This window comes from Stenotrophomonas sp. FBCC-B152 (assembly GCF_059134105.1).
The window spans coordinates 1,249,500-1,272,311 of sequence record NZ_CP101442.1 but is presented as its reverse complement, the minus strand read 5'-3'; the positions used below and the strand labels follow the sequence as shown (position 1 = coordinate 1,272,311).

21 protein-coding genes and 1 other RNA gene are annotated in these 22,812 nt (G+C 68.0%); 13 read left to right on the top strand and 9 right to left on the bottom strand.

Going from position 1 to position 22,812, the window contains the following annotated elements:
- Positions 1–57 precede the first annotated feature (57 nt).
- The gene (gene hrcA / locus NMB40_RS06220) at positions 58–1,125 is read right to left on the bottom strand and encodes a heat-inducible transcriptional repressor HrcA (RefSeq protein WP_282245083.1); all 1,068 of its coding nucleotides are present in this window, start codon (positions 1,123–1,125) and stop codon (positions 58–60) included.
- 92 nt (positions 1,126–1,217) lie between these two features.
- Between hrcA and recN the strand changes: the two genes are divergently transcribed.
- The gene (gene recN / locus NMB40_RS06215; RefSeq protein ID WP_494360473.1) at positions 1,218–2,882 is read left to right on the top strand and encodes a DNA repair protein RecN; all 1,665 of its coding nucleotides are present in this window, start codon (positions 1,218–1,220) and stop codon (positions 2,880–2,882) included.
- 32 nt (positions 2,883–2,914) lie between these two features.
- On the opposite strand, the gene NMB40_RS06210 is transcribed toward recN, so the two are convergent.
- On the bottom strand, positions 2,915–3,832 hold the full coding sequence (locus NMB40_RS06210; RefSeq protein WP_494360472.1) for a LysR family transcriptional regulator: 918 nt from the start codon (positions 3,830–3,832) through the stop codon (positions 2,915–2,917).
- 96 nt (positions 3,833–3,928) lie between these two features.
- On the opposite strand from NMB40_RS06210, the gene NMB40_RS06205 reads away from it, so the two are divergent.
- Positions 3,929–5,167 carry an SGNH/GDSL hydrolase family protein gene (locus tag NMB40_RS06205; RefSeq protein WP_494360471.1) on the top strand — a complete coding sequence of 413 codons (1,239 nt, stop codon included), beginning with the start codon at positions 3,929–3,931 and terminating at the stop codon, positions 5,165–5,167.
- A 78-nt stretch (positions 5,168–5,245) separates the two neighbouring features.
- Here NMB40_RS06205 and fur read toward each other — a convergent pair whose 3' ends face one another.
- Positions 5,246–5,662, bottom strand: a complete 417-nt coding sequence (gene fur / locus NMB40_RS06200) for a ferric iron uptake transcriptional regulator (RefSeq protein ID WP_068851145.1) — start codon at positions 5,660–5,662, stop codon at positions 5,246–5,248.
- A 103-nt stretch (positions 5,663–5,765) separates the two neighbouring features.
- Between fur and NMB40_RS06195 the strand changes: the two genes are divergently transcribed.
- A complete protein-coding gene (locus tag NMB40_RS06195) occupies positions 5,766–6,161 on the top strand; it encodes an outer membrane protein assembly factor BamE (RefSeq protein WP_282245100.1) in 396 nt (131 codons plus the stop codon).
- Positions 6,162–6,264: 103 nt separating this feature from the next.
- Here the strand turns inward: NMB40_RS06195 and NMB40_RS06190 are convergent, their stop codons facing one another.
- Together NMB40_RS06190 and NMB40_RS06185 are read right to left on the bottom strand one after the other, a co-directional pair.
- On the bottom strand, positions 6,265–6,522 hold the full coding sequence (locus NMB40_RS06190) for an RnfH family protein (protein ID WP_494360470.1): 258 nt from the start codon (positions 6,520–6,522) through the stop codon (positions 6,265–6,267).
- Between the two features lie 3 nt (positions 6,523–6,525).
- Entirely contained in the window at positions 6,526–6,954 is a 429-nt protein-coding gene (locus NMB40_RS06185; protein ID WP_282245104.1) for a type II toxin-antitoxin system RatA family toxin, read from the bottom strand.
- 56 nt (positions 6,955–7,010) lie between these two features.
- On the opposite strand from NMB40_RS06185, the gene smpB reads away from it, so the two are divergent.
- From smpB to NMB40_RS06160, 5 genes are all read left to right on the top strand, one after another.
- Entirely contained in the window at positions 7,011–7,514 is a 504-nt protein-coding gene (smpB, locus tag NMB40_RS06180; protein ID WP_068851133.1) for an SsrA-binding protein SmpB, read from the top strand.
- A 100-nt stretch (positions 7,515–7,614) separates the two neighbouring features.
- Entirely contained in the window at positions 7,615–7,971 is a 357-nt protein-coding gene (locus NMB40_RS06175) for a hypothetical protein (RefSeq protein WP_184123990.1), read from the top strand.
- Positions 7,972–8,083: 112 nt separating this feature from the next.
- Positions 8,084–8,487: a transfer-messenger RNA gene (gene ssrA / locus NMB40_RS06170) on the top strand.
- A gap of 130 nt (positions 8,488–8,617) precedes the next feature.
- Entirely contained in the window at positions 8,618–8,986 is a 369-nt protein-coding gene (locus NMB40_RS06165; RefSeq protein WP_494360469.1) for a type II toxin-antitoxin system RelE/ParE family toxin, read from the top strand.
- Positions 8,964–9,287 (top strand): helix-turn-helix domain-containing protein, encoded by a 324-nt coding sequence (locus tag NMB40_RS06160; RefSeq protein WP_494360468.1) that lies wholly within the window; start codon positions 8,964–8,966, stop codon positions 9,285–9,287. Before NMB40_RS06165 ends, NMB40_RS06160 begins: the two co-directional genes overlap by 23 nt.
- Positions 9,288–9,388: 101 nt before the next feature.
- Here NMB40_RS06160 and NMB40_RS06155 read toward each other — a convergent pair whose 3' ends face one another.
- The gene (locus NMB40_RS06155; RefSeq protein ID WP_494360467.1) at positions 9,389–9,700 is read right to left on the bottom strand and encodes a hypothetical protein; all 312 of its coding nucleotides are present in this window, start codon (positions 9,698–9,700) and stop codon (positions 9,389–9,391) included.
- Positions 9,701–9,837: 137 nt separating this feature from the next.
- On the opposite strand from NMB40_RS06155, the gene NMB40_RS06150 reads away from it, so the two are divergent.
- The 5 genes from NMB40_RS06150 (at position 9,838) to NMB40_RS06130 (ending at position 20,180) form a co-directional block, all read left to right on the top strand.
- Positions 9,838–10,635 carry an isocitrate lyase/PEP mutase family protein gene (locus tag NMB40_RS06150; protein WP_494360466.1) on the top strand — a complete coding sequence of 266 codons (798 nt, stop codon included), beginning with the start codon at positions 9,838–9,840 and terminating at the stop codon, positions 10,633–10,635.
- Positions 10,636–10,985: 350 nt separating this feature from the next.
- Complete coding sequence (locus NMB40_RS06145; RefSeq protein WP_494360465.1) at positions 10,986–13,628, top strand: hypothetical protein; 2,643 nt, start codon at positions 10,986–10,988, stop codon at positions 13,626–13,628.
- Complete coding sequence (locus tag NMB40_RS06140; RefSeq protein WP_494361048.1) at positions 13,618–18,477, top strand: deaminase domain-containing protein; 4,860 nt, start codon at positions 13,618–13,620, stop codon at positions 18,475–18,477. Before NMB40_RS06145 ends, NMB40_RS06140 begins: the two co-directional genes overlap by 11 nt.
- A gap of 73 nt (positions 18,478–18,550) precedes the next feature.
- Positions 18,551–19,219, top strand: a complete 669-nt coding sequence (locus NMB40_RS06135) for a hypothetical protein (RefSeq protein WP_494360464.1) — start codon at positions 18,551–18,553, stop codon at positions 19,217–19,219.
- 94 nt (positions 19,220–19,313) lie between these two features.
- Positions 19,314–20,180, top strand: coding sequence for an endonuclease/exonuclease/phosphatase family protein (locus tag NMB40_RS06130; protein WP_494360463.1), 867 nt, complete (start codon positions 19,314–19,316; stop codon positions 20,178–20,180).
- 32 nt (positions 20,181–20,212) lie between these two features.
- On the opposite strand, the gene NMB40_RS06125 is transcribed toward NMB40_RS06130, so the two are convergent.
- The 3 genes from NMB40_RS06125 to NMB40_RS06115 all read right to left on the bottom strand — a co-directional run bounded on the left by NMB40_RS06125 (position 20,213) and on the right by NMB40_RS06115 (position 22,800).
- The gene (locus NMB40_RS06125; RefSeq protein ID WP_494360462.1) at positions 20,213–20,407 is read right to left on the bottom strand and encodes a hypothetical protein; all 195 of its coding nucleotides are present in this window, start codon (positions 20,405–20,407) and stop codon (positions 20,213–20,215) included.
- Between the two features lie 231 nt (positions 20,408–20,638).
- Positions 20,639–22,069 (bottom strand): efflux transporter outer membrane subunit, encoded by a 1,431-nt coding sequence (locus NMB40_RS06120; RefSeq protein ID WP_494360461.1) that lies wholly within the window; start codon positions 22,067–22,069, stop codon positions 20,639–20,641.
- Entirely contained in the window at positions 22,063–22,800 is a 738-nt protein-coding gene (locus tag NMB40_RS06115; RefSeq protein ID WP_282245129.1) for an SDR family oxidoreductase, read from the bottom strand. The genes NMB40_RS06120 and NMB40_RS06115 overlap by 7 nt, the downstream gene beginning before the upstream one ends.
- Between the last annotated feature and the right edge of the window lie 12 nt (positions 22,801–22,812).

Below are 22,812 nucleotides of genomic sequence, written 5' to 3'. Positions count from 1 at the left end.
CGCCTCCACCCACCCCAATGTGGGCGGCCGGACCCGATTCAAGAGCTGCGGGCGTGTTTAGGTGCGATCCCGGGACAATCCGCCCCCAGCGGGGGCATCCAGGGCCGCGCCGAGCACCTGGGCGGTGGCCTCCACCAGCGGAATCATGCGGTCGTAGGCCATCCGCTTGGGCCCGATCACCCCCAGCACGCCCAGCACCTGGCCGCCGGCCGAGTACGGGGCGGTGACCAGCGAGATGTTCTCCAGCGGCATCACGCCGGTCTCCTCGCCGATGAAGATGCGCACGCCCGGGGCCTGGATGGTGCGCTCGAGCAGCTGCAGGATCTCACGCTTGCTGGCGAACAGGTCGAACAGCTCGCGCAGGCGGTCCAGGTCGGACAGGTCCTGCACCCCCATCAGCCGGGTCTGCCCGGCCAGCACCATGTCGTCGGCCGGCGGCGCCATCGCCTGTTCGGCCAGCTCCACGCTGTGCGCCAGCAACTGCTCCATTTCCGTGCGCGCCTGGCGCAGTTCGACCAGCAGGGTGGCGCGGATCTCGGCCAGCGGGCGGCCGGCGCAATGGGCGTTGAGGTAGTTGGCCACCTTCTCCAGCTCGGCCGGCTCCCAGCTGCGCTTGGGCTCGATCACCCGGTTCTGCACTTCATTGTCGGCAAACACCAGGATGGCCAGCACCCGGCGTGCGTCCAGCGCCACGAAATCGATGTGGCGGAACGCGAACTGTTCGCGCCGTGGCGCGCCGACCACGCCGACGAAATGGCTCATCGCCGAGAGCAGCTCCGAGGCACTGCCGAGCAGCGCCTGGGTGCCGGCGCCACTGGACAGCTCGCTGCGCAGGCGGCTCAGCTCGCTTTCGCCAGGCGGCTGCATCTTGACCAGGCTGTCGACGAACACCCGGTAGCCGTGCGCGGTGGGCACCCGGCCGGCCGAGACGTGCGCCGAGCTGAGCAGGCCCAGGTCTTCCAGGTCACCCAGGATGTTGCGGATCGTGGCCGGGCTGACATCCAGCCCGGCCAACCGCGCCAGGGTCTGCGAACCGACCGGCTCGCCATCCTGGATGTGGCGCGCGATCAGCGTCCGCAGCAGGTGGCGGGCACGCGGTGCAAGATGGGGCGCGGAAGGGTGCATGGAATCAACCTGTGAGACGCAACGTTGGATAATGGCAGGAACACTGCCTGCCCCACCCATGCTAGCGTTGCGCGGCTCAAGAACCCAAGACCATGCTTAAACATCTATCGATCAAGGATTTCGCCGTTGTCCGTGCCACCGAACTGGAGTTCGGCGCGGGCATGACCGTGGTTTCCGGCGAGACCGGCGCAGGCAAGTCGCTGATGGTCGACGCGCTGGGCTTCCTGTCCGGGCTGCGCGCCGACAGCGGCGTGGTCCGCCACGGCGCGGCGCGCGCCGAGCTGTCGGCCGAATTCGCGCCGGGCGAACAGGCCCCGGCCCGGCAATGGCTGCGCGACAACGAACTGGATGACGAGGAACAGTGCCAACTGCGCCGCATCATCCGGGCCGACGGCGGCTCGCGCGCCTGGATCAACGGGCGCCCGGTGACCCTGTCCCAGCTCACCGAGCTGGCCGGCATGCTGGTCGAGATCCACGGCCAGCACGAACAGCAGGCGCTGCTGGCGCGGCCCTCGCAGCTGGCGCTGCTGGACGCCTACGCCCGCAACGAGGCCGAACGCGTCCAGGTCCGCCAGGCCGCCGGCCGTTGGCAGGCGCTGGTCGACGAGGCCGAGTCGCTGTCGCGCCAGGGCGATGTCAGCGACCGCATCGGCTTCCTGGAACACCAGCTGGGCGAGCTGCAGCGCGAAGACCTCGAGCCGGCCTCGATCGCCGCGCTGGGCAGCAGCCACCGCCGCCAGGCCCATGCCGGGGCGCTGGTCAGCGCCTGCGACGTGGCCGCCGCCCGGCTCAACGGCGACGATGAGGTGTCGGTACTGCAGCTGCTGCAGCAGACCCGGCATGACCTGGCCCGCGTGGCCGAACACGACGCCCGGCTGGGCGAGGTGGACGCGCTGCTGGACAGCGCGGTCATCCAGCTGCACGAAGCGCTGGCCCTGCTCGACCGGGTCCACGACGACCTCGATGCCGACCCGGAGCAGTTCGAGGACATCGAACGCCGCCTCGGCCGCCTGCACGACCTGGCGCGCAAGCACCGCGTGCCGATGGAAGGCCTGGCCGAACACCGCGATGCGATGGAAGCCGAAGTCGAGCAGCTGCGCGGCGCCGATACCCGCCTGCAGGCGCTGGCCGGCGAGATCGACCGCGCGGCCGCGCAGTGGCAGGCCGTCGCCACCACGCTCAGTGCCAGCCGCGCCAGCGCGGCCAAGGCGCTGTCGGAGACCACAACCACGCTGATCGGCGAACTGGGCATGGGCGGCGGCCAGTTCCTGATCGAGATCGAGCCGCACGCGGCCGCCAAGCCGGACCCGAACGGTGCCGAGCGCGTGGAATTCCTGGTGGCCGCCAACGCCGGCCAGCCGCCGCGCGCGCTGCGCAAGGTGGCCTCCGGTGGTGAGCTGTCGCGCATCTCGCTGGCCATTGAAGTGGCTGCGCTGGGCCTGGATGCGGTGCCGACCATGGTGTTCGACGAAGTCGATTCCGGCATCGGCGGCGCGGTGGCCGATATCGTCGGCCAGAAGCTGCGCGCGCTGGGCGAGAAACGCCAGGTGTTGTGCGTCACACACCTGCCGCAGGTCGCCTCCAAGGGCCACGCCCATTACCGGGTCAGCAAGGCACCGGTGGAGGGCATGACCCAGAGCGCGGTGGAGAAGCTGGATGCCAAGGCGCGCGAGGAAGAACTCGCGCGCATGCTCGGCGGGGTGGAAGTCAGTAAAGAAGCCCGCGCGGCCGCGCGCAAGCTGCTGCAGGAAACCTGAGGGCCGTACCCACCCACGGTGGGTACCTACCGTCAGATCAGCGGTTTGCGCAGATCTACGTGTTCCACCAGGAAATCCAGGAACGCGCGCACCCGCAGGGGCAGGTAGCCGCCCTGCCCCACGAACACCGCATGCACGTCTTCCAGGTCACCCGGGTTGGCCTGCTCCAGTACCGGCAGCAGCCGCCCGGCGGCGATATCGGCCTGCACCTGGAACGCCGCCAGCCGTGCGATGCCCGCGCCGCCCAGCACCAGCCGCCGCAACGCCTCGCCATCGCTGGCGCGTGCGTTGCCGCCGGTCGGCACCATCTGCACCTGTCCCTGTTCGCGCACCGGCCAGCCGGCCTGCGCTCGTGCATGACCGATGTCCAGGCGGTTGTGTGCCAGCAGCGCTTCCGCATCGCCCGGCAACCCGTGCCGGGCCGCGTATGCCGGCGCCGCCACGATCATCATCCGGGTACTGCCCAGCCGCCGCGCGACCAGGCTGGAGCTCTTCAACGGGCCGGCCCGCACCGCCACGTCGGTACGCTGCTCCAGCAGGTCGATCACCTCATCGGTCAGCATCAGGTCCACCCCCACCTGCGGGTGCCGGTCCAGGAAGGCCGGCAGCAGTGGCAACAGGAAGTGGTGGGCGAACGGCACGTTGCTGTTCACCCGCAGCCGCCCGCGCGGTTCGGCATGGGCGCTGGCGCAGCGCTCGGCCTCGTCCAGGTCGGCCAGCACGCGCAGGCCACGCTCATAGAAGGCGCAGCCTTCCGGGGTCAGCTGCAACTGGCGGGTGGAACGCTGCAGCAGGCGCGTGCCCAGCCGGTGCTCCAGTCGCGCCACCAGCTTGCTGACCGCCGACGGGCTCATGTCCAGCGCGCGGGCCGCCGCAGAGAAACTGCCGGCCTCGATCACCCGCACGAAGATTTCCAGCTGGCCGGAACGATTGATGTCGGGCGTCGGCATTGGATGAATGCAATTCACAGATGATTGTCCGCAGGCAGTCTAGTTCACAGATAGCCCGCCGCGCACGATGGCCGCCTCTTCCACCGGATGGCCCACATGAACCCCCTGATCCGCCTTGCCACTGGCACCCTGCTGACGCTGTCGGCCGCTGCCGCCTCCCTCGCCACCGCTGCGGAAGGTCCCGCGCCGCCGCACTGGGTCACCAGCTGGCAGGCCAGCCCGCAACCGGTCTGGGGCGCCGACTTTCTGTTTCCGACCGGTATCCCGCAGGTGCTGGACGACCAGACCTTCCGCCAGACCGCCCGGATCAGCCTGGGCGGCCCGCGGTTGCGCGTGCGTTTGAGCAATGCGTTCGGCACCACGCCCTTGCGGATCGGTGCGGCCAGCGTGTCCGGGAGCGCCGGAGCGGCTCCGGTGGCGCTGTCCTTTGACGGCCAGGCGGGCACCACCATCGCGCCCGGCCAGGACCGCGTGAGCGACCCGCTGGCCCTGCCCGTTGGCAACCAGCAGGCTGTGCAGGTCAACGTGTACGTTCCCGGCCCCACGCCACTGCAGACCTTCCACTGGGAGGGACGCCAGACCAGCGCGATCGCCCCGGGCGACCAGGCCGGCAGCGTTGCGCTGCGCGACAGCAGCCCCACCACCGCGCGGCTGTTCCTGACCGGGATCGAGGTGGAGGCCCCGGCGGCGGCGCGCACCGTGGTGGTGATCGGCGATTCGATCACCGACGGCGCCACCGCCAGCCTGGACCGCGACCAGCGCTGGACCGACCACCTGGCTGCCCGGCTGGCGCCGCAAGGTGTGGCGGTAGTCAATGCCGGCATCTCCGGCGGGCGGCTGCTGCGCGACGGCATGGGCGAAGCGGCGCTGGCCCGGTTCCAGCGCGATGTGCTGGACGTACCGGGCGTGGCCAGCGTGGTGGTGCTGGTGGGGATCAATGACATCAGCTGGCCGGGCACCGCCTTCGCCCGCGACCAGCCGCGACCGTCGCTGGCCGAACTCCAGGCCGGCTACCGCCAGCTGGTCGAGCGCGCGCATGCCCACGGCGTGCGGATCATCGGCGCCACCCTGACCCCGTTTGCCGGCGCATTGCCCGGTACCCCGCTGGAGGACTATTACAGCCCGGACAAGGACGCCCTGCGCCAACAGCTCAATGCCTGGCTGCGCGAGCAGGCCCCGTTCGATGCCGTGATCGACCTGGACGCCGCCCTTCGCGACCCGGCCGACCCGGCCCGGCTGGCGCCGGCGTTCGACTCCGGCGACCACCTGCACCCGGGCGATGCCGGCAACCGGGCGATGGCCGAGGCGGTGGATTTGGCGGTGCTCGGGCAATAAAAAACCCGGGCGCGGCCCGGGTTTCCGTATCAACAGCGTCCTGACCAACGGTCAGGACCTACCGTAACGGCTGCGCCGTTACTTCCTTTTCTTGCGCACGTAGAGCACCAGCGAGTGCTCTTCCAGCTCGTAGCCGTGGTCGGCAGCGATCTTGCGCTGAAGTTCTTCGATCTCGTGGCTTTCGAACTCGATGATCTTGCCCGAGTCCACATCCACCATGTGGTCGTGGTGGCCGCCCCGGTCCAGTTCGTAAACGGCCTGGCCGCCTTCGAAATTGTGCTTCAGCACCAGGCCGGCGGCCTCGAACTGGGTCAGCACGCGGTACACCGTGGCCAGGCCGATCTCGTCACCGTGCTCCAGGAGCTGGCGGTAGATGTCTTCGGCCGTCATGTGGTGCTGGTGCTTCTGGGCGTCGCGCTGCTCGAGCAGGGCAAGGATCCGCATACGCGGATGGGTCACCTTCAGGCCAACTTTGCGCAGGTCGTGGGTTTCCATAAGTCTCCGTTCATTGGCGATTTAGCGCCAGCTGCCTCGGATTGGGTCGCGGCGACACGTTCGGAGTGTATCATCGACTGGATTTCCCCAAACGCCATTCCCGATGCGCAATCTCCTGCTGGTCGCCGCCGTTGCCCTGTCCACCACGGGCTGCGGCATCATCTATAAGCAACCCATCTATCAGGGCAACCTGATCCGGGAGCAGGCCGTCGGTCAGCTGCAGGTGGGCCAGAGCAAGCAGCAGGTCAACGCGCTGCTCGGCACCCCCTCCATCGACGACCCCTTCCACGCCCAGCGCTGGGACTACACCGCCAGCCAGCGGCTGGACCGCCTCGGCCGCACCGAAGTGAAGAACTTCGTGGTCTTCTTCGAAGGCGACCAGGTCACCCGTTGGGAAGGCGACTACTTCCCGAACAACGATGCCCAGCTGGCCCGGGACCAGGTGCGCCAGTTCGGCCGCAACCTGGCCAAGGACAAGAAGAAGCAGCGCGGCCGCTGATCCGGCGCACCGCCCGGTGATTCATTTACCGGGCGCGTGGCGACGCGTTCATCAACGCCATGCGACAGGTGCACCTTGGCGCGGCCCTGCCCGGCTGGCACCATCAGCGAGCGCGAGCCCGTTTACGCCGGTTGTCCTTCGGATCCGCCACCAGGGGCCGCAGCAGTTCCACGCGGTCCCCGTCGTTGAGCACCTGGCTGGCCTTGGCCAGCAGCCCATGCACGGCCACGGCCGGGCAGTTTTCGCTACCCTCGATCGCCGCGGCGGCAATGGCGTCGGCCACGGTGGCGCCGTCGGCCAGTTGCAGGGGGCGCGCATCGGCCCGGTCGGGCCAAGCCAACACCACTTCCACCCGGATCACGGCTCAGTCCTGCTCGTCGGCGACGCGGACGAAGTCATTGACCATGCGGTCGGCCAGGCCCTGGAAGCCCAGTGCCAGTGCCGGTCCCAGCAGGCGTGAGTTGGGTTCGAACTCCAGGGTGAGGCTGACCTTGCAGGCATCTTCGGCCAGCGCATGGAATTCCCAGCGGCCGTGCAGGCGCTTGAACGGCCCATCGCGCAGCTGCATGTCGATGTGGTGCGGGCGCTGGAGGGTGTTTTCGGTCATGAACCAAGTCGAAAACGACCCCAGCCCCAGGTCCAGCCGCGCCACCAGCCGGTCCGGGCCGGATTCCAGGATCTGCGCGGCCGAGCACCACCGGAAGCGGCGCGGGTAGGCATCAATATCATTGACCAGGTCGAACATGCGGGCAGCCGAATGTTCAACCAGGGCACTACGTCGGATAGTTGGCATGCGAAGGCTTGGCTGGCGAATCGACCACGGAGGCCCGAATCGGAGACAATACGGAAATGAGCAAGAACAGCGGCAAGGATAAAGCAAAGAACGCGACGGCCAACAAAACCATCGCGCTCAACAAGCGTGCCCGCCACGAATACACCCTTGAGGACCGTTTCGAGGCCGGCCTGGCCCTGCAGGGCTGGGAAGTGAAATCGATCCGCGCCGGGCGCGGCAACATCATCGACGCCTACGCCTACGTCAAAAGCGGCGAGATCTTCCTGATCGGCGCCCAGATCACCCCGTTGATCCAGGCCTCCACCCACGTGGTGGCCAACGACCGCCGCGAACGCAAGCTGCTGCTCCACCGCAGCGAGATCGACAAGCTGGTCGGCAAGGTCGAACGTGACGGCTACACCATCGTCCCCACGGCGATGTACTGGAGCAAGAACAAGATCAAGCTGGAAGTGGCGCTGGCCAAGGGCAAGCAGACCCACGACAAGCGCGACGCCGAAAAGGACCGCGACTGGGCCCGCGAAAAGCAGCGCACCATGCGCCGCCACAACCGCGACGCCTGACCCCCCGGCGGACACCGTACCGCCTGGCGCATCATTACCACCATCGTAGAGCCGGGCCCTGCCCGGCTGCCCTACCCGCCCCAACTGTCCGGAGCACCGCGTGACCCAGGAAATCCCCCAGGAGACCGCCCCGAGCGCGGACCCCATCGCCACGCTCCAGGCCGACGTCGCCGCCTACGAGACCATCTTCGGCGAGCTGGCCCGCGCCATGGACCCGGCCGCCCTGCTCAAGGTGCTCACCTACACCCTGCGCAACGCCAAGCGCGTGGCCTCGGAGGCCCAGAGCTACGACTCGCTCGAGCACCGCCGCCTGGTCGCGCGGATCGAGGCCCTGATGGCCCGGGCCGAACCCGAAGCCCGCAAGCAGGCCATGACCCAGCGCAACGCCCAGAACCATGACCGCAAGGTCCGGGCCAAGCACCAGGCCGACAGCAAGCGCCAGCGCGAAGGCAGGTAAGCCCAAACCGGGGTGGGTGCGCCTTTCAGGTGACTGTTCAGCTGAATTGGAGTAGCATCAGCCCCGTCAAGTAGCGTCTGGTCGCAGACGGCTTGCAGTTCTTGAAGAAACCGGGGGTGCATTGGTTTCGACGGGGGTTGTGAAGTTACTTGGTGCATGCCGAGGGGGCAGCTTTCCTCGTTAATCCAGCAGCAAACTTCTAGTTGCCAACGACGACAACTACGGTTCGAACGACTTCGCAATCGCTGCCTAAAAAACAGCTTTAGCGTTTAGTTCTACAGCCGCCTAAGGCGAACCCCCGAACCTACTTGTGCCCGTGCTCGTAGATGTAGGGTCATTATCACGGAACCGGCTGTGATGGCTGCCTGTCAGTCACGGCTTAACTAAAGCAGGCTGGTCCTGGGGTGCGCTTTGCACACCGTGCTGCCACAGGGCGAGATTCAACGGTGAGCTAAGCATGTAGTACCGGGGATGGAGTGCCTTCGGACGGCGGTTCAATTCCGCCCACCTCCACCATAAGACGGTCCGCAAGGACCCGAAGAGCCGGGACCTCCTTTAAACGGGGTCCCGGCTTTTTTATTGCCCCCCGCGTGCGGCTGCAGGTTCAAGTTTGACTGAGCGTAGCACTCAGTGCTACCTTTCCAGCATGGGCCGCACGTTCAAGACGAGTTGGTTCGCCAAGAAGGCGAGGAAGATCGGCATCAGCGACGCTGAGTTATGCAGGGCTGTGAAACAGGTCCGGCTGGGCCAAGCGGAAGATCTCGGCGGAGGGGTTTTCAAAAAACGCCTCCATAACAATGATTACCGCAGCATCATCCTGGCGAAAGGCGGGAAATACTGGATCTTCAACTTCATCTTTTCCAAGCAGGGCAAGAAGAGCCTGGACGATGACGAGCTGGAAAACTTCCGAACGCTTGCCAAAGCCTACGGAAGGCTGGGCGAGATGCAGCTGACCGTTCTACTGAAGGACAAAGACTTGCTGGAGATCTGCCATGAATACAAAGACGAAATATAAGAGCGATATGTCTGAAGCCCTTCACTCATCGGCCTCGGCCCTGATGAAGGTTGGTGCAATCAACAAAGCCACCATGCGCGATTTCGACGCGCGCCACTTGATCAAGGCACCCGACTTCAAACCTGAAGAAATCGTGCGGATCCGGTCGGCCAACAACGTAAGCCAGCCAGTTTTCGCTCTGTATTTGAGCACAAGCGAAAGCACGGTCCAGAAGTGGGAAACGGGCGCAAAGAAGCCCAGCGGCATGGCGATGCGTCTGTTGGATGTCGTGAAAAAGCATGGCCTTGAAGTACTAGCCTGAGCCAAGTAGGGGTAAGAGACAACGGCCAAGCCGTTCTATCCGCCCCCCACAGTGCGCGGCTGTATTTGAACCCTGTCGGTAACTGAGGCGGCTCTCCTGCCTCAGGGCAGCGTGAACTTCCGCGCCATGCGGGTCGGCCACACCGAGGTGAACTGTGCGCCGCCTTCCAGCCGGTAGGCGGCCGACACGCTGTGCAGCACGCCCAGCCGTTCCAGCACGTCCTTGGCACGGCGGAAGGCCGGGCGCGGGTCGGCGGTGAACATGAAGAGGTTGATCTCCTTGGCGCTGACGTCGTAGCCGTCCAGCTTGGCTGCGCTGCCCAGGGCGGTGCCCAGTTCGGCCTCCAGCGTCGCCAGGAAGGCTTCGTCGTCCAGTGACTTTCTCCAGAATTTGATGATCAGCTGGTATTCCATGCGGCGGGCCCGGGGTTGGCGATGGGGGACTGCCCAGAGTACCCCTGTTCCCGTGCCCGGGTATTACTGTCCGAAAACAGCGAGCACCGGTCTGGCAACCGGCGCAGACTCCGGGTTTCCGCCAAGAAGCCACCGCCATGAGCACCCTCCACCCGCGCTTCGAGCAACTGCACCGCTCCCCCGCCCTGTTCGTGCTTCCCAATGTCTGGGACGCCGGTGGCGCGGCCCTCGCCCAGCAGCTCGGCGCCAGTGCGGTGGGCACCACCAGTGCGGCCATGGCGTGGTCATGCGGCTATCCCGACGGCGGCGCCCTGCCCGAGGTGGCGCTGCTGCAACGCGTTGCGGAAATCGTGCGGGTCACCTCGCTCCCGGTGACCGTGGATATGGAAGATGGCTACAGTGACGATCCGCAGGAGGTGGCACTGCGTGTGGCCAGGCTCGTCGAACTGGGCGTGGTCGGCATCAACATCGAAGATGGCGCGAACAGCCCTGCGCTGCTCGAAGCGAAGCTGCAGGCGATCCGACACCAGCTGGGCGCACGACCGCTGTTCATCAACGCAAGGACCGATGTCTACCTGCGTGGCATGGCAAAAGGCGAGCAGGCGGTGGCAATGAGCATCGAACGCCTGCAGGGGTACGCGCGTGCCGGTGCGGACGGCGGCTTCGTCCCCGGCATCTCCGACCTGGGCGGGATGGCGCACATCGCAGGTGGGCAGCCACTGCCACTCAACGTCATGTGGCTGCCCGGCATGGCCGCGCACGATGCATTGGCAACGGCCGGCGTGCGTCGCCTGAGCGCGGGACCGGCGCTTTCCACCCTCGCCTGGAAGGCGATGACCGATGGCATGCAGGCACTGCTGGGCGACACGATAGCGCTGCCCACCGATGCACCGGGCTACGCGCAGTTGAATGCGATGTTCGCCGCATCGATATAGGTCGAAAGATCGATACAACAATTCCGATACCGACACTGCCACGCGGTGGCGGTCAGACCAAGGTGGCATGCCGGGATCCCGCGCCCTGCAACGAATTCCGAGCACAGCTTGAATGGTTTAGTCAGGTTCGATTGATGTAGTCGATTGCAGCGGCACACCCCGTGCGTAGGATCGGCGCCCTTCCGCGCCCCTGCGCCTGCCGCGACGCCCTGCCTGTGCCGACGAAGTCTCCCTCCCCCGCCCTCCCGACCACTTCGCGTGCCGTGGCACGCGTGCCAGCCATCCCGTCGCCGCCAACGCGCGCGCCCAGCCCGCACCAGGTGCACAACCGGGTGGTGACGGGGTCTGCAATGAGGTTGCCGCTGCGCGGGGTACCCCGCGCCCAATTGGATGCGCTGGCCGACCGTCTGGCTGCGGCGCCGATCGACACCACCCTGTTGCGCGCGCTGACTACGGGTGGATTTCCGGGAACACCACTCGGGGATGCCATGGCCGAGTGGCTTGCAGAGCGCTGCATCCTGCCCGCATGCGGGAACCAGGAGGTGCTGGCGTGGCGATGCGTACTGCTGCATGCGCTGCGCCTCCCGTCTGCCCAGTGGGAGATTGAATGCATCAGCGAACGGCAGCGCCTGACCGCAGCCACCGCTGCTGCCGATCCCCTGCTGCAGCGACTGCGCGATGCGCTGTATCGCCCCATGGACGTCACGCCTGCGGCATGGCGCGCGCTGCTGATCGCACGGCACGACCGGGACGCGAAGACAGATGCGCGCGACGTGGCACTGGATCTTCAGAAGAACCACCTTGATGGTCACGCTGACCACCTCCGCTGGGCGTGGGCACTCAGCCAGCTTCAGGCGCTGGCGCCAGAGGCGTCACCTGGATCGTTGCAACGGGCACTCAAACACGTACGGCAGCAGCGCGATGCCGGCCTGGTCGAGCCGCGCGCAGGCCTGCCGAAGGTGTTCGAAGCACTGGATGTGGCTTCGATCAAAGCGGTTTACGCGCGCTTGGCCGCGCGTCATGGTGGTGCACCCGATGACGGCCAGGGCGCGTCCGCATGCGTCACCGCGCCCACGTTAGCCGCGGAACTGCTTGCGGTTGCCCATCAAGCCAGCATTGACGTCCCGGCAGCGGTTCAGCCGCTGGGTCGCTACGACACCGCCGCGCGGGCGCTGGTCAGCGTGTTGAGCGCGCCATGGCAGTTGCCGCAGATGGTGGGGGCCGGCTTCGACATGGCCTATGCCGGTGCAGTGGGTACGCGGCTGCTGGGCCACACTGCACTGCCGGCACCGGAGACGATCGCCGAGGTCGCACAGCCGCATGCCCGCGATGCGGCGTGGATGCGTCCGCTGCAGACCGTGGCCTGTACACCGGCGCGCGGCAATGCTGCTCCAGTACAGCACAGCGATGCGCTGCTCGGTCGGCAGCGCCCGGGCACGGCGCTGGCGCAGCCCGGGCAGTGCTGGGAAGAACGGCGTACCGTGCCGGGCCTGCTGCGCGCGCAGGCGGCAGCGATGGGTGCGCTGCTGGCCCGCCAGGGGCAACCGGCTGCGACTGCGCAGCGGACGTCGACGCATGCGCTGGCACCCGCGGCAAAGGCGGGCGTTGGGCATCACCCCACGGTGAGGCCACGGGCACTGGCCGGCGCACTCACCGATATGGGGGTGCCGGCGTTCGCCCCGTCCGCCACTGCGCCGCTGTTCGGCGGCGCGGCCGCACAGGCCATGGTGCCGATGCAGGGCGCCTTGCCGCTGGCGGCGCTGGCGCCGTTGATGGACCGCATCCCGCCGCGCGACTGGTGGAGCGCGCTGGACTGGCAGGTGCCGCGCACGCCGGCCGGGCTGCACACCGCGGTGACCGATGCCTTTGCTACTGCCGGGCTGGACCTGCAGCAGCGCGCGCCGACGCCGGCCGCATTGGCCGCCTTCTTCGATGCCGCCCCAGCGCGCGCGTGGTACGCCGCGCTGCAGGAGTTCGCGTGGCTGCCCGAAGGCACCCGGCGCGCGCTTGCAGGCGGCGAGAGCCATGTTGCCCGCGCCTATGCCTTTACCCGCATGCTGGACGTGCTGACCCATGGCCCGCATGACGACGAAGAGGCGAGCACACTGCACGGATTGGCCCGCATCGGCAGTGCTGCAATCGAGTACCTGCAGGCACAGGCCGATGTCCCGCTCGCTGCGGCGCATGCGTACTTCGATGCACTGGCCTGGCAGACCGATACCGTTGCCGGGCGCTTGGCGCCGCCGATGACCGCGCCTCAACTGGACGCCCACCGCAGCCGCATGCGCCAGGCGTACGGCATGCCGCTGCCGCATGCCGATGACCCGGCGCAGAGCCGGCGCTGGCTGGTCGAGGCACAGCCCGCGTTGCTGGATGCAACCGGATTCGAGGTGCTGGATGCCGCCGACGCGCTGCTGGCCGACCTGCTGGTCAGCCTGCGCGGCACGGTCGATCCGCTGCGGTTCGACGAAGGCTGGGACTGGCGCGGCAGTGCGCCCACCGCAGCCGACTGGCGGGATCATCTTGAACGCCGCGCGGCGCACGCACTGGGCCACCGAGCTGGGCGCGCTGTTCCATCACATTGCCGCGTCGCTGGCACGCTACGACGACCTGGAACCGGCGCTGCAGTCGGTCATCGACCCGCGCCGCAGCGACCTGCGCGTGCTCACGCGGGACCTGATTGCACCGGTCGTGCAGCTGTATGCCGGATTGGACCTGCCGATGGATCAGGCCGACCCCTGGTACCCGGTGGCGTACTCCACCTGCGCGGCGTTCCTTGCCTGGGTGGGCGACACCCGATCCTCCCCGGCCCTGGACCTGTTGGAGCGCATGGACCTGGGCGGCAACCCGATGCCGCTGCGCCGCCTGCTGCCGCCGATAAGCATCGGCCGGCCACTGGCGGGCGCAACCCTTCGGCTTCTGCTGGGCAGCGAGCGCTACCCGGCCGCGCCGGCGGAGCAGGAGCGCGCCCTGCTGCGCCTGATGCGCGGTGATGAAAGCCGCCAGCTGATCGCCTGGACGCTGGGCATTGCCAGCGAAGCGGTCGTGCCGGAGCTTGCACACGGCTTCTTCCGCACGCTGGCCGCATTGCCCGGCGGCGAAGATCTCGGCGCGTGGCGTACTGCATTCGAGCGCGGTTCGACCTGGCATCTGTCACCGGCCGAATGGTTGACGCTGCAACCGGCCGGCGCGCTGGCCGCGTTATGGCGTGGCCCGGACGCCTACGACAGCCGGCGAGGGCTGGTGGATGCGGTGAACCGCGCGAGCGACGCGCGCGTGGCGACGCGCCAGGCGCAGGGCGTGCCAGCGCTGTGGACGCGGATCATGGAGGGGCCCGCTGCGCTGGATGACTGGTGCGGCAGTGACGATGCACGCCACACGGTCTGGCGCCACCTGCTGCGCCCGCTGCCGGGCGGCACCGCGCCGTCGCGACTGGACCACGCCGCGCCGCTGACGGCACCCACCTGTGCCGCGCTGCTGGCCGCCTCGGCGCAGGCCCAGCTCCCAGTGCCAGGCGAACTGGCCGCAGGAAGCGAGCCCTCGCTTGCCGACGATGGGGCACCGGTGCTGTCGTTGGCGATCGCGCTGCGTACACGCTATCCGGCATTGAGCACCGATGAGGCCATCGCCTTCAGTACCGCGCTGCTGCCGCCGGGCGCGCGTGCAGCGACCGGGCCGAACGCAGCTGTGCAGTTCCCCCTGCTGGCACCGCGCCGCGAATTGCCCGCACCCCGCGATGCCTTCGACGCGGCGCTGCCAGAGTACGCACTGCGCGCAGCACCGGAAGATGCAACCCCGCCACCCGGGCCCGACCCGTCCCGCCTGCCGGAACTGGATGCCCTGTTCGACCGCTTCGGACTTTCACTGTTGCACCCGCACAGTGACCGCGACAGCGATGCGGCGCCGCTGGCTGCCGTGGACGCCTGGGACCTGATGAGCCGCACCCGCCAGTTCGCCGAGTTCTGCCGGCCGCTGCTGGCCGAGGCAGGCTGGTACGGCGGAAGTGATGGCGAAACGGCGTCGTCGCGCGGCGCGCAGACACTGCTGGCACGGCTGATGCTGGAACGCTACGTGGGCCGTGACCGCATCGACGCCCTGCGTGATCGATTCGCGTCGCCTGCCGTGGTCGATGCGCGCTTTACCGAGCTCGCCCGCGAACTGCGCGATGACGTGCTGCAGACCAACCCCGATGCATCGCCGGCAGCACTGGAGATCGTGTTCTGGATGCTGGCCAGCGAGCTGGACCAGCCCGCGCTGCTGGTCAGCGACATTCCCGAGTGGCTGGGCTACGCGAACTCGCCGATGAGCGTGGCGCTGCTGCACGCGTCGACGTTGGCGCATGCCATGCAGCCCGGTGCCTGCAGCCGGCTTGGCTTCGACGCGATTACCGCCCTGCCTGCGCAGCTGGCAGGGCCCACGCATGCCGCAGGCGAGCACGATGCCCTGCATGAGGCGTGGGCCCGCACGCTGGTGCCGGCGGCGGTGGCCTACGCGAGCGCGCACGGCGCGATCCCGAATACCACGCGACTGGATGCGGTGAGCGGGCAGCAGATCAGCGACGCGCTGGCCTTCCTGCAGGCGCAGCAGGGCCAGCACGCATTGCATGTGGCGCAATTGGGCAGCTCCGCACCACGACGCATGGACGTGGCTGCGCAGACGCTGCGCGAGGCGGGCGTCCCGCCGGCGCTGTGGTCGCAGCGGCCGGCTGACATCGGCGAGGACTACCTGGCCCAGCACGGCATCGTGCCTTCAAAGCTGATCGCGTTCGAATCGCATCTCTATGCGCTGGGCAAACCCTCGGCCGCAGGCGGTGATCCGCCCGACGATCCACGGCAACGGGCCCTGGTCACCAACGATGATTCGCTGCAGGCGCTGCTGGTGGCCGATGCCTGGCTCTCGACCTCGGGGCCGACCACCGCAGACCGCTACGCTGCCGAGTTCGACGCCTACCAGCGCCGGGTGGAAGCCGGGCTGGCCGGCCTGGCCACCACGGCGCTGGAAGGCCTTCCGGCGGAAGACCGGCAGCTGCTGCAGGAGGGCACCTGCAGCACGCTGCGGGTGAGCTGCGATGGCCGCCAGGCCGACCAGGGCCTGCTGGTGAGCTGCGACCCGGACGGTAGCGACGACGCACCGGTGTATTACGAAATCGTGCCGCAGGCCGGCATGGCACGCCGCGCGTGGCCGGACCCGGCACTCGGCCCGCTGATCGATTTCGAAGGGCTGGTCAGCGGTGCGGTGCAGCGCAGCCGCGATGGCAACGACCTCAACCCGCTGTCCGGCCTTTCACTCGACTCGTCCGGTGTGGCCATCCGCGGCAGCGACGCGCAGAAGCTGCCGGGGATAGCAAGACTGGTTGCCACGCATCTGTGGCAGCCGGTGCTGGAGCGCGTCCGTGCCGAGGAACTGGCCCACCTGACCGGGCTGGAACAGCGCTGGCAGCGCGAGCGCAACATGCTCAACCAGCTGGCCGAATTCGCCGTGCCTGGCTACAGCTGCGCCGAGAAGCTGCAGGAGGGTGATCTGTCACTGGGCACGCTCGCCAAGTGCGCGATGGATGCACCGGTGCTGGAAGTGGGTGGATTCGTCGCACGCACCGTGCGCATCGCGGAAACGGCGGGCGAACGCACCATCCAGTCGATTGCCACCGAAGCCGGCAGCGCGCTGCTCACGCTGGGCAAGGACGTCGCACGCAAGGGCGGTCTGGGCACGATCGAAACGGCGGCAAAGGGCGCGCTGTGGGCGGGCAGCCGTGCCTGGAACAGCGCACTGGAAGGCGCCGGCTGGCTGCGCCGTGCCCTGCGCAGCGGAACCGCGCTGGACGGCTCGGCGCTGAGCCTTGAGCGCGCTGTTGCGCAAGGCATTGCTCCGGCGGAGGCGGTGCAGGCCCTGAAGACCCGCACGCCGTCACTGGCCGAGGCGCGGCTGGCCGACGGCAGCGTGGCGCTGATCGTGCCGCAGGGAACGTCGTGGCATCGCTTCGACCTGATCACGGGCAACGCCTATGGGCCGCCGCTGGAGGAGTTCACGTTCGAACACGACCTGCCGTCCACCATTCCGGCGCAGCGCACGGAGAATGGCCTGCAGGTGTCGGTGGGTGATACGCCCGTGCAGTTCCTCGCAGATGGAGAGGACGAGTGGGATGTACTGCTCCAAGGCCAGCGCTATCGGCTCAACGCCGATGGCGACGCGCTGGAAGCGCAATCCGATGCTGCCTGGCCCAACGAGCCCGGTCACTGGCAGCTGCTGCCGGCCAGCTGCCGCCCGCGCCGTTCGCTGGAGGTGCTGCCGTGTGCGCGGCAGTCACGGCTGCGCTTCGTCCCCGATGCGGCGGCCGACCTGGATACGAACGCCCTACCCCCTGAGCGCCTGGACGCACTCGCCGCCACTACCCGCGAGTTCACCTTGGACCTGGCGCATGTCTCGCCCGACACCGGCGAAACGCTGCGCCTGATGGTGCACAAGGGCGGGATCTGCACGTGGACCCCATCGGCGAAGGGAGCCCCCCCGACTTTGTCCCCGCTGCCAGCGGCGCAGCGCGATGCGCTCGGCCTGCCCGCCAGCGTGAGCTATCCCGACACGCTGCGCGGCACGCTGGTGGATGTACCCGACTTCGGTCTCGGCGCGGCGCCGCAGGAAGCAGATCTGGCACGCCTGCAGCACACGCTGCCCGTGGTCGACGTCGGCGCGCTGGTGCCCGGCATAAAGGATGCGCGCCGCCTGCGTGCGATCCGGGTGGAATCGCCGTTCCTGCGCGGATTGTGCATTGAGCCGGACGATGGCGTGTTTTACCAGGCCGCGCTGCCGGATACCCTCGATGCCGGCGCCGAACTGCAGTTCACCCGCCTGCAGAACGAGCGCGATGCTGCGGCGATCCATGCCTACCTGCGCACCTCCGAAGGTTACCGGATGAACCTCCTACGCCCGTACCTGGAACAGGACCGGGAGAACATCGCGCGACTGGCTTACAGCTTCATCCGTCCCGGCCTGGGCGAGGACCAGCTGGCACAGTTCCCCACCTACGAAGCGTACGTGGACTACTTCGCCGCGCGCGGGCGCCCGGATGTGCTCAAGCGCTACGCCGACCGCGTGCTGACCGGTGAGCGGGAGCAGCTTGGCTTCGTCCATATCGCGCGTCGCCGCATCCCGGACTGGAAGGCGATGGCCAGCGCCACGGAAGAAGAACGCGGCCAGGTTGCCGACGTCCTCAATGCGCTGCTGCCGGCCACCGGCGGCAAGGGCAGCTGGCAGGCCGTGGACGCGGCCGCGCTGGCCTTGCCTGATGCCGGTCGGGCGATCCTGGCGCACCTCAAAGGGGCCAACCTGGCGTTCGCCGAGGTCATCGACGATGACGGGCAGCGGACCATCTACTACGCGCTCTCCGGCGGAAAGCGGGGCCGCAACGTCCAGTTGCGGCAAGACGCGTCGCTCGGTGACGGCACCCGCTTCATCGACGCCCGCAAGGCGATGCAGGGCGTAGCACCCCTGCAGACCATCACCAGCCTGCCGGTGGTGCGCAACCTCGACAATCTCGAAGCGCGCCCGTTCGGCCGTGAGGTGGATTCGGAGCGGCTGATCGCCAGCGCCATGGAGGACCACCCCCGCGCGATCTCGCTCAAGCTGTGGACGCTGCAGGACACCTGCCGCTCCTGCGGCGGAGTGGTGATGCAGCAGCTCCGCAACCGGTTCCCGGATGCCGACCCCTTCTCGGTGCGCTACATGGTGGACTATGGATCCCCCGCGCGCGTGCCCGAGCCACTGCCCGCCGCTGCGGAGCGGCTGGCGCCCGACGCCGGACTGGTTACCTATTTCGACCAGTGGCGGCAGGACGCTGGCATGCGATAGCTCCCTGGGCCATGCTGGTACCGGCGGCGCCGCGTCCTGCGGCGTCGCGCCCTGCCCCGCGCCGGAGGTCTGGATGGATTTCCTCAAGCTGCTGCGTTCGCTCGAAGAGTTCCTGTACGAGCTGTGCACCTGGTTCCTGTTCTTCCCGCGCACGCTATACCGGGTGGTGGTGCATCCCCGGCGGATGGCGCAGTACGTCAACACCGAGCTGAAGGAAAAGCTGGAACGCCAGTTCGACGATGCGATCAGCCCGCCGATGTTCCTGATGCTGGCGGTGCTGGTCGCGCACGGGGTGGAGCTGCTGATGCACCAGACCGTGGTCGGCACCAGCGAGCTGTCGCGCACGGTGATGGGCAATGAGGAAAGCCTGCTGCTGTATCGCTCGATCACCTTTGCGATCTGGCCGCTGGTGGCCACGGTGCACCTGCTGCGCCGCAAGCGCATCCCGATGACCCGCGAATCGCTGCGTCGGCCGTTTTTCATGCAGTGCTACCTGACCGCGCCCTTCGCGGTGGCGTTGTCCACCAGCATGGTGTTCGTGCGCCTGCCCGGGCAGCTGTCCACCAACATCGGCATTGCCACCGCCCTGCTGTCAGGGGCCTGGTTCGTGGTGGTGCAGGCCGGCTGGCTGAAGGTGGCGCTGCAGCGTTCGTGGCTGAATACGATCCTCTCCACCTTCTGGGTACTCGCGCTCGGTGCGGCAATCAACATGACCATCGGGGTGCTGCTGCTGGCCAGCTGAGCCGTTGCGGCCGCTGCCGCCAAGCTGTGCATATCCACGCCCGGCCCTTCCATGCGACCCTCTGCAAACGATTTCACGGAATGGAGGGATTCCCATGTTGTCTCGTTTTCGTCGTCCGGCCCTGCTGGCCCTGATCGCGCTGGCGCTGCCGCTCGGCTCCGCCCTGGCCAAGGCTCCCGAGCCGCTGCGGGTGATGTCATTCAATGTCCGCACCCCGGTGGACACCGAACCCAACAAGCGCTGGGAGGACCGTCGCGATGCGATGGTGGCGCTGTTGCGCGAGCAGCACCCGGTGGTGTTCGGCACCCAGGAGCTCAAGACCAACCAGGCCGATTACCTGGTGCAGCACCTGCCCGGCTACCGGTGGTTCGGCGAGGCGCGCGGCCCCGGCGACAATGAAGAGCACATGGGCGTGTTCTACGACAGCGCCGCATTGAAGTTGGTCGAATCGGGCAATTTCTGGCTGTCCGATACGCCGGAAGTGGCAGGCAGCATCACCTGGGGCAACCTGATGCCGCGCATGGTGACCTGGGCGCTGTTCGAGCGCGCCACCGACGGCAAGCGCTTCTACCTGTACAACACCCACCTGCCCTACCGCGATGAAGACGAACCGCGCCGGGTACTGGGCGCCAAGCTGATCAGCCAGCGGCTGGCCGCGCTGCCGAAGGACATTCCCGTGGTGGTCACCGGTGATTTCAACAGCGAACCGGGCAGCACCACGTATGCGGCGTTCACCACGGGGCTGGCCGATGCCCGCAAGCTGGCACGCAAGGTCAAAGGCCCGCGCCTGACCTTCCAGAATTTCAGCGACACGCCCACCGCCGAGATCGACTGGATCCTGGTGCGCGGCTTCGGCGTGAACCGATTCGCCACGCTGGACCAGAAGCCGGGCGGCGTGGTGCCGTCGGACCACTATCCGGTGCTGGCCGAGCTGGTGTTCCCGGCCGCGTCCACGCGCTGACCCACACCGCGCGACCAATCACTGGCCCTGATTCAACCGCGCGGTAACCGGCGCATTCCTTCCAGCGCCCTGCACAGGGCCTGGTGTTGTTCGCGTGCCTGGCAGATGCGGGCGCTGATGGCCAGGAACACCCCGACCCCGACCACGCCGATGCCAAGCAGGCTGTCAGGCAACCGCGCAAACCCCAGGCTGACGGTCAATGCAGCCACCACGAGCAGGACGACCACGCTCGCTGACAGGCCCGAGGACGTCGAAACGTGCTCGTCCTTTGCTCCGTCTCCTGGCGGTCTCCAGCACTTCCGTTGCATCACGCATCTCCCGGGCAGGCGGTGTTTTTAGCACCGCCTCCGGCCGACCCGTGAGAGGCAAAGCCGTCAGCGCGGGGTTCTCCGGTACGCCATTGCGGCGAACCATTACAAAGTGTGCAGGGGGCGACTCTTGCCGCCCCCCGCGTTCCTTCACCGCATCGTGCCGGCCACCGCCGGCGGAGTTGCGTCCTGCTGCTGGCCCCAACCGCCCAGCGCCTTGTACACACCCACCACGCTGACGTTGACGGTCGACTCGGCCGCGGCCAACGCATCGTCGGCGGCCAGCTGGGTACGCTGCGCATCGAGCAGGGTCAGGAAGTCTTCCGACCCTTCGCGATAGCGGATCTGCGCCAGCTGTTCGGCACGCCGCGCGGCCTGGGCCTGCTCGGCGACGATCGCCAGGCGGGCCTGCTGCTTGGCATAGCGGGTCAACGCGTTTTCGGTGTCTTCCAGCGCCAGCAGCACCGCCTTCTCATACTCGGCAGCCGCGCCATCGGCCTGGGCCTTGCTGGCCCTCAGGCGCGCCTTCACGGTACCGAAGTCGAACGCGGCCCAGCTGATCGACGGGGTCACCGACCACGCCTTGTTGTTGCCGTTGACCAGCCCGCTGGCATCGCCGGACAGGAAGCCGACGAACCCGCTCAGGCTGATCCGGGGGAACAGATCGGCGGTGGCCACGCCAACCCGCGCGGTGGCGGCGGCCAGGCGACGCTCGGCCACGCGTACATCGGCACGCTGGCGCAGCAGGTCGGTGGTATCGCCGAGCGGCAATGCTTTCGCATACGGCGCGACATCACGCGGTTCCAGCAGCGTGTCCAGTGCATCCGGGCGCTGGCCCAGCAGCACCGCCAGGCGATGCCGCGACTGCACTTCGGCCACTTCCAGCAGCGGAATGTCGGCCTCGATCGCCTTCAACCGCGCGCGGCTGCTCTGCACGTCCAGCTCGCTGCCCGCGCCCAGGTCCCAACGGGTTTCGGTCAGCTTCTGGGTGTCGCGCAGGTTCACCAGCGTGCGCTTGGCGACTTCGATGCGCTTCTGGGTGCCGCGCAGTTCGAAGTAGTTGCGCGCCACTTCAGCCGCCACCGTCACCTGCGCATCGGCCAGGTTGTCCTGCTCTGCGCCCAGGTCCGCACGCGCCGCTTCGGCGGCACGGCGCTGGCGGCCGAACAGGTCCAGCTCCCAGCCGGCATCGAAGCCGAGCTGGTAGGTTTCGCTGAAGACGCGCTCACCACCGGCGGTAAGATCCGGCGCCTTGCGGCGGTCGTAGCTGCCGCCACTGGTCACGTGCGGCAGCTGGTCCAGTCGCTGCTCGACGAACACCGCACGTGCTTCACGTACGCGCGCCATCGCAATGCGCAGGTCCAGGTTGTCGCCCAGCGCATCGTGCACCAGCTGTTCCAGCACCGGGTCATCGAACTGCGCCCACCAGCTGGCCACCGGCGAGGTGGTGCTGAACACCGGCGCGGCCGCGCCCTGCAGGACCACCGGCTGTGCCGGCGGTGCCTGGTAGTTGGGGCCGACGCTGACGCAGCCGGCCAGCAGCGCGCTGGCAACGGCGGCGGTCAACACACGGATCACCATGGCAGCACCTCACCCAGGTAGGTGAAGCTGCCGTTGGGGCCGTCGGCACCGATCAGTGCCATGCCCACGCTGGAGCGTGCGCCATCGGCGATTTCCAGCTCGCCCTCGCCGCTGTTCATGTCGGTCTTCACGTAACCGGGGTGCACGGTGTTGACCTTGGTGGTGCTCTCGCGCAGCTCATAGGCCAGCTGCACGGTCCAGGCATTCACCGCGCTCTTGGAGGCGTTGTAGGCCGGCACCGCGAAGCCGTAGATCGGCGAACCGGGCTGGCTATGCAGGGTCAGCGAGCCCAGGATGCTGGACACGTTGACGATGCGGCCGGCCGGCGACTGGTTGAGCAGCGGCAGGAACGCCTGGGTCACGGCGATCACCGCGAACAGGTTGGTGTCGAAGGTGCTGCGCCAGGTGTCCAGGGTCTGCGCCGAGGGGGCCAGCGCCGGGTTGTCGAGCAGGATGCCGGCGTTGTTGACCAGGATGTCGAGGCGACCATGGCGGTCGCTGATCTCCTGCACGGCGGCGGCGATGCTGGCGGCGTCGACCACGTCGAGCTGGATCGCTTCCACCGGCAGGCCTTCGGCCTGCAGCTTCAGCGCTTCGGCCACGGCGGTGTCGCGCTTGCGCCCGGCCAGCAGCGTGTGCACGCCGGCCTGGGCCAGCTGGCGGACGGTTTCCAGGCCGATGCCACGGGTGGCACCGGTGACCAGGGCGATCTTGGAAGTAGCGGTATTCATGCGTGATTCCTT

What these genes read in the sequence shown, in the direction of transcription:
- NMB40_RS06160 (WP_494360468.1), top strand. Translation starts at nt 8,964, where the DNA reads ATGAATACAAAGACGAAATATAAGAGCGATATGTCTGAAGCCCTTCAC.
- NMB40_RS06140 (WP_494361048.1), top strand. Translation starts at nt 13,618, where the DNA reads ATGCGCGGTGATGAAAGCCGCCAGCTGATCGCCTGGACGCTGGGCATT.
- NMB40_RS06130 (WP_494360463.1), top strand. Translation starts at nt 19,314, where the DNA reads ATGTTGTCTCGTTTTCGTCGTCCGGCCCTGCTGGCCCTGATCGCGCTG.
- NMB40_RS06155 (WP_494360467.1), bottom strand. Translation starts at nt 9,700, where the DNA reads ATGGAATACCAGCTGATCATCAAATTCTGGAGAAAGTCACTGGACGAC.
- hrcA (WP_282245083.1), bottom strand. Translation starts at nt 1,125, where the DNA reads ATGCACCCTTCCGCGCCCCATCTTGCACCGCGTGCCCGCCACCTGCTG.
- NMB40_RS06135 (WP_494360464.1), top strand. Translation starts at nt 18,551, where the DNA reads ATGGATTTCCTCAAGCTGCTGCGTTCGCTCGAAGAGTTCCTGTACGAG.
- NMB40_RS06205 (WP_494360471.1), top strand. Translation starts at nt 3,929, where the DNA reads ATGAACCCCCTGATCCGCCTTGCCACTGGCACCCTGCTGACGCTGTCG.
- NMB40_RS06185 (WP_282245104.1), bottom strand. Translation starts at nt 6,954, where the DNA reads ATGCCAACTATCCGACGTAGTGCCCTGGTTGAACATTCGGCTGCCCGC.
- smpB (WP_068851133.1), top strand. Translation starts at nt 7,011, where the DNA reads ATGAGCAAGAACAGCGGCAAGGATAAAGCAAAGAACGCGACGGCCAAC.
- NMB40_RS06210 (WP_494360472.1), bottom strand. Translation starts at nt 3,832, where the DNA reads ATGCCGACGCCCGACATCAATCGTTCCGGCCAGCTGGAAATCTTCGTG.
- NMB40_RS06120 (WP_494360461.1), bottom strand. Translation starts at nt 22,069, where the DNA reads ATGGTGATCCGTGTGTTGACCGCCGCCGTTGCCAGCGCGCTGCTGGCC.
- NMB40_RS06195 (WP_282245100.1), top strand. Translation starts at nt 5,766, where the DNA reads ATGCGCAATCTCCTGCTGGTCGCCGCCGTTGCCCTGTCCACCACGGGC.
- fur (WP_068851145.1), bottom strand. Translation starts at nt 5,662, where the DNA reads ATGGAAACCCACGACCTGCGCAAAGTTGGCCTGAAGGTGACCCATCCG.
- NMB40_RS06115 (WP_282245129.1), bottom strand. Translation starts at nt 22,800, where the DNA reads ATGAATACCGCTACTTCCAAGATCGCCCTGGTCACCGGTGCCACCCGT.
- NMB40_RS06145 (WP_494360465.1), top strand. Translation starts at nt 10,986, where the DNA reads ATGAGGTTGCCGCTGCGCGGGGTACCCCGCGCCCAATTGGATGCGCTG.
- NMB40_RS06150 (WP_494360466.1), top strand. Translation starts at nt 9,838, where the DNA reads ATGAGCACCCTCCACCCGCGCTTCGAGCAACTGCACCGCTCCCCCGCC.
- NMB40_RS06165 (WP_494360469.1), top strand. Translation starts at nt 8,618, where the DNA reads ATGGGCCGCACGTTCAAGACGAGTTGGTTCGCCAAGAAGGCGAGGAAG.
- recN (WP_494360473.1), top strand. Translation starts at nt 1,218, where the DNA reads ATGCTTAAACATCTATCGATCAAGGATTTCGCCGTTGTCCGTGCCACC.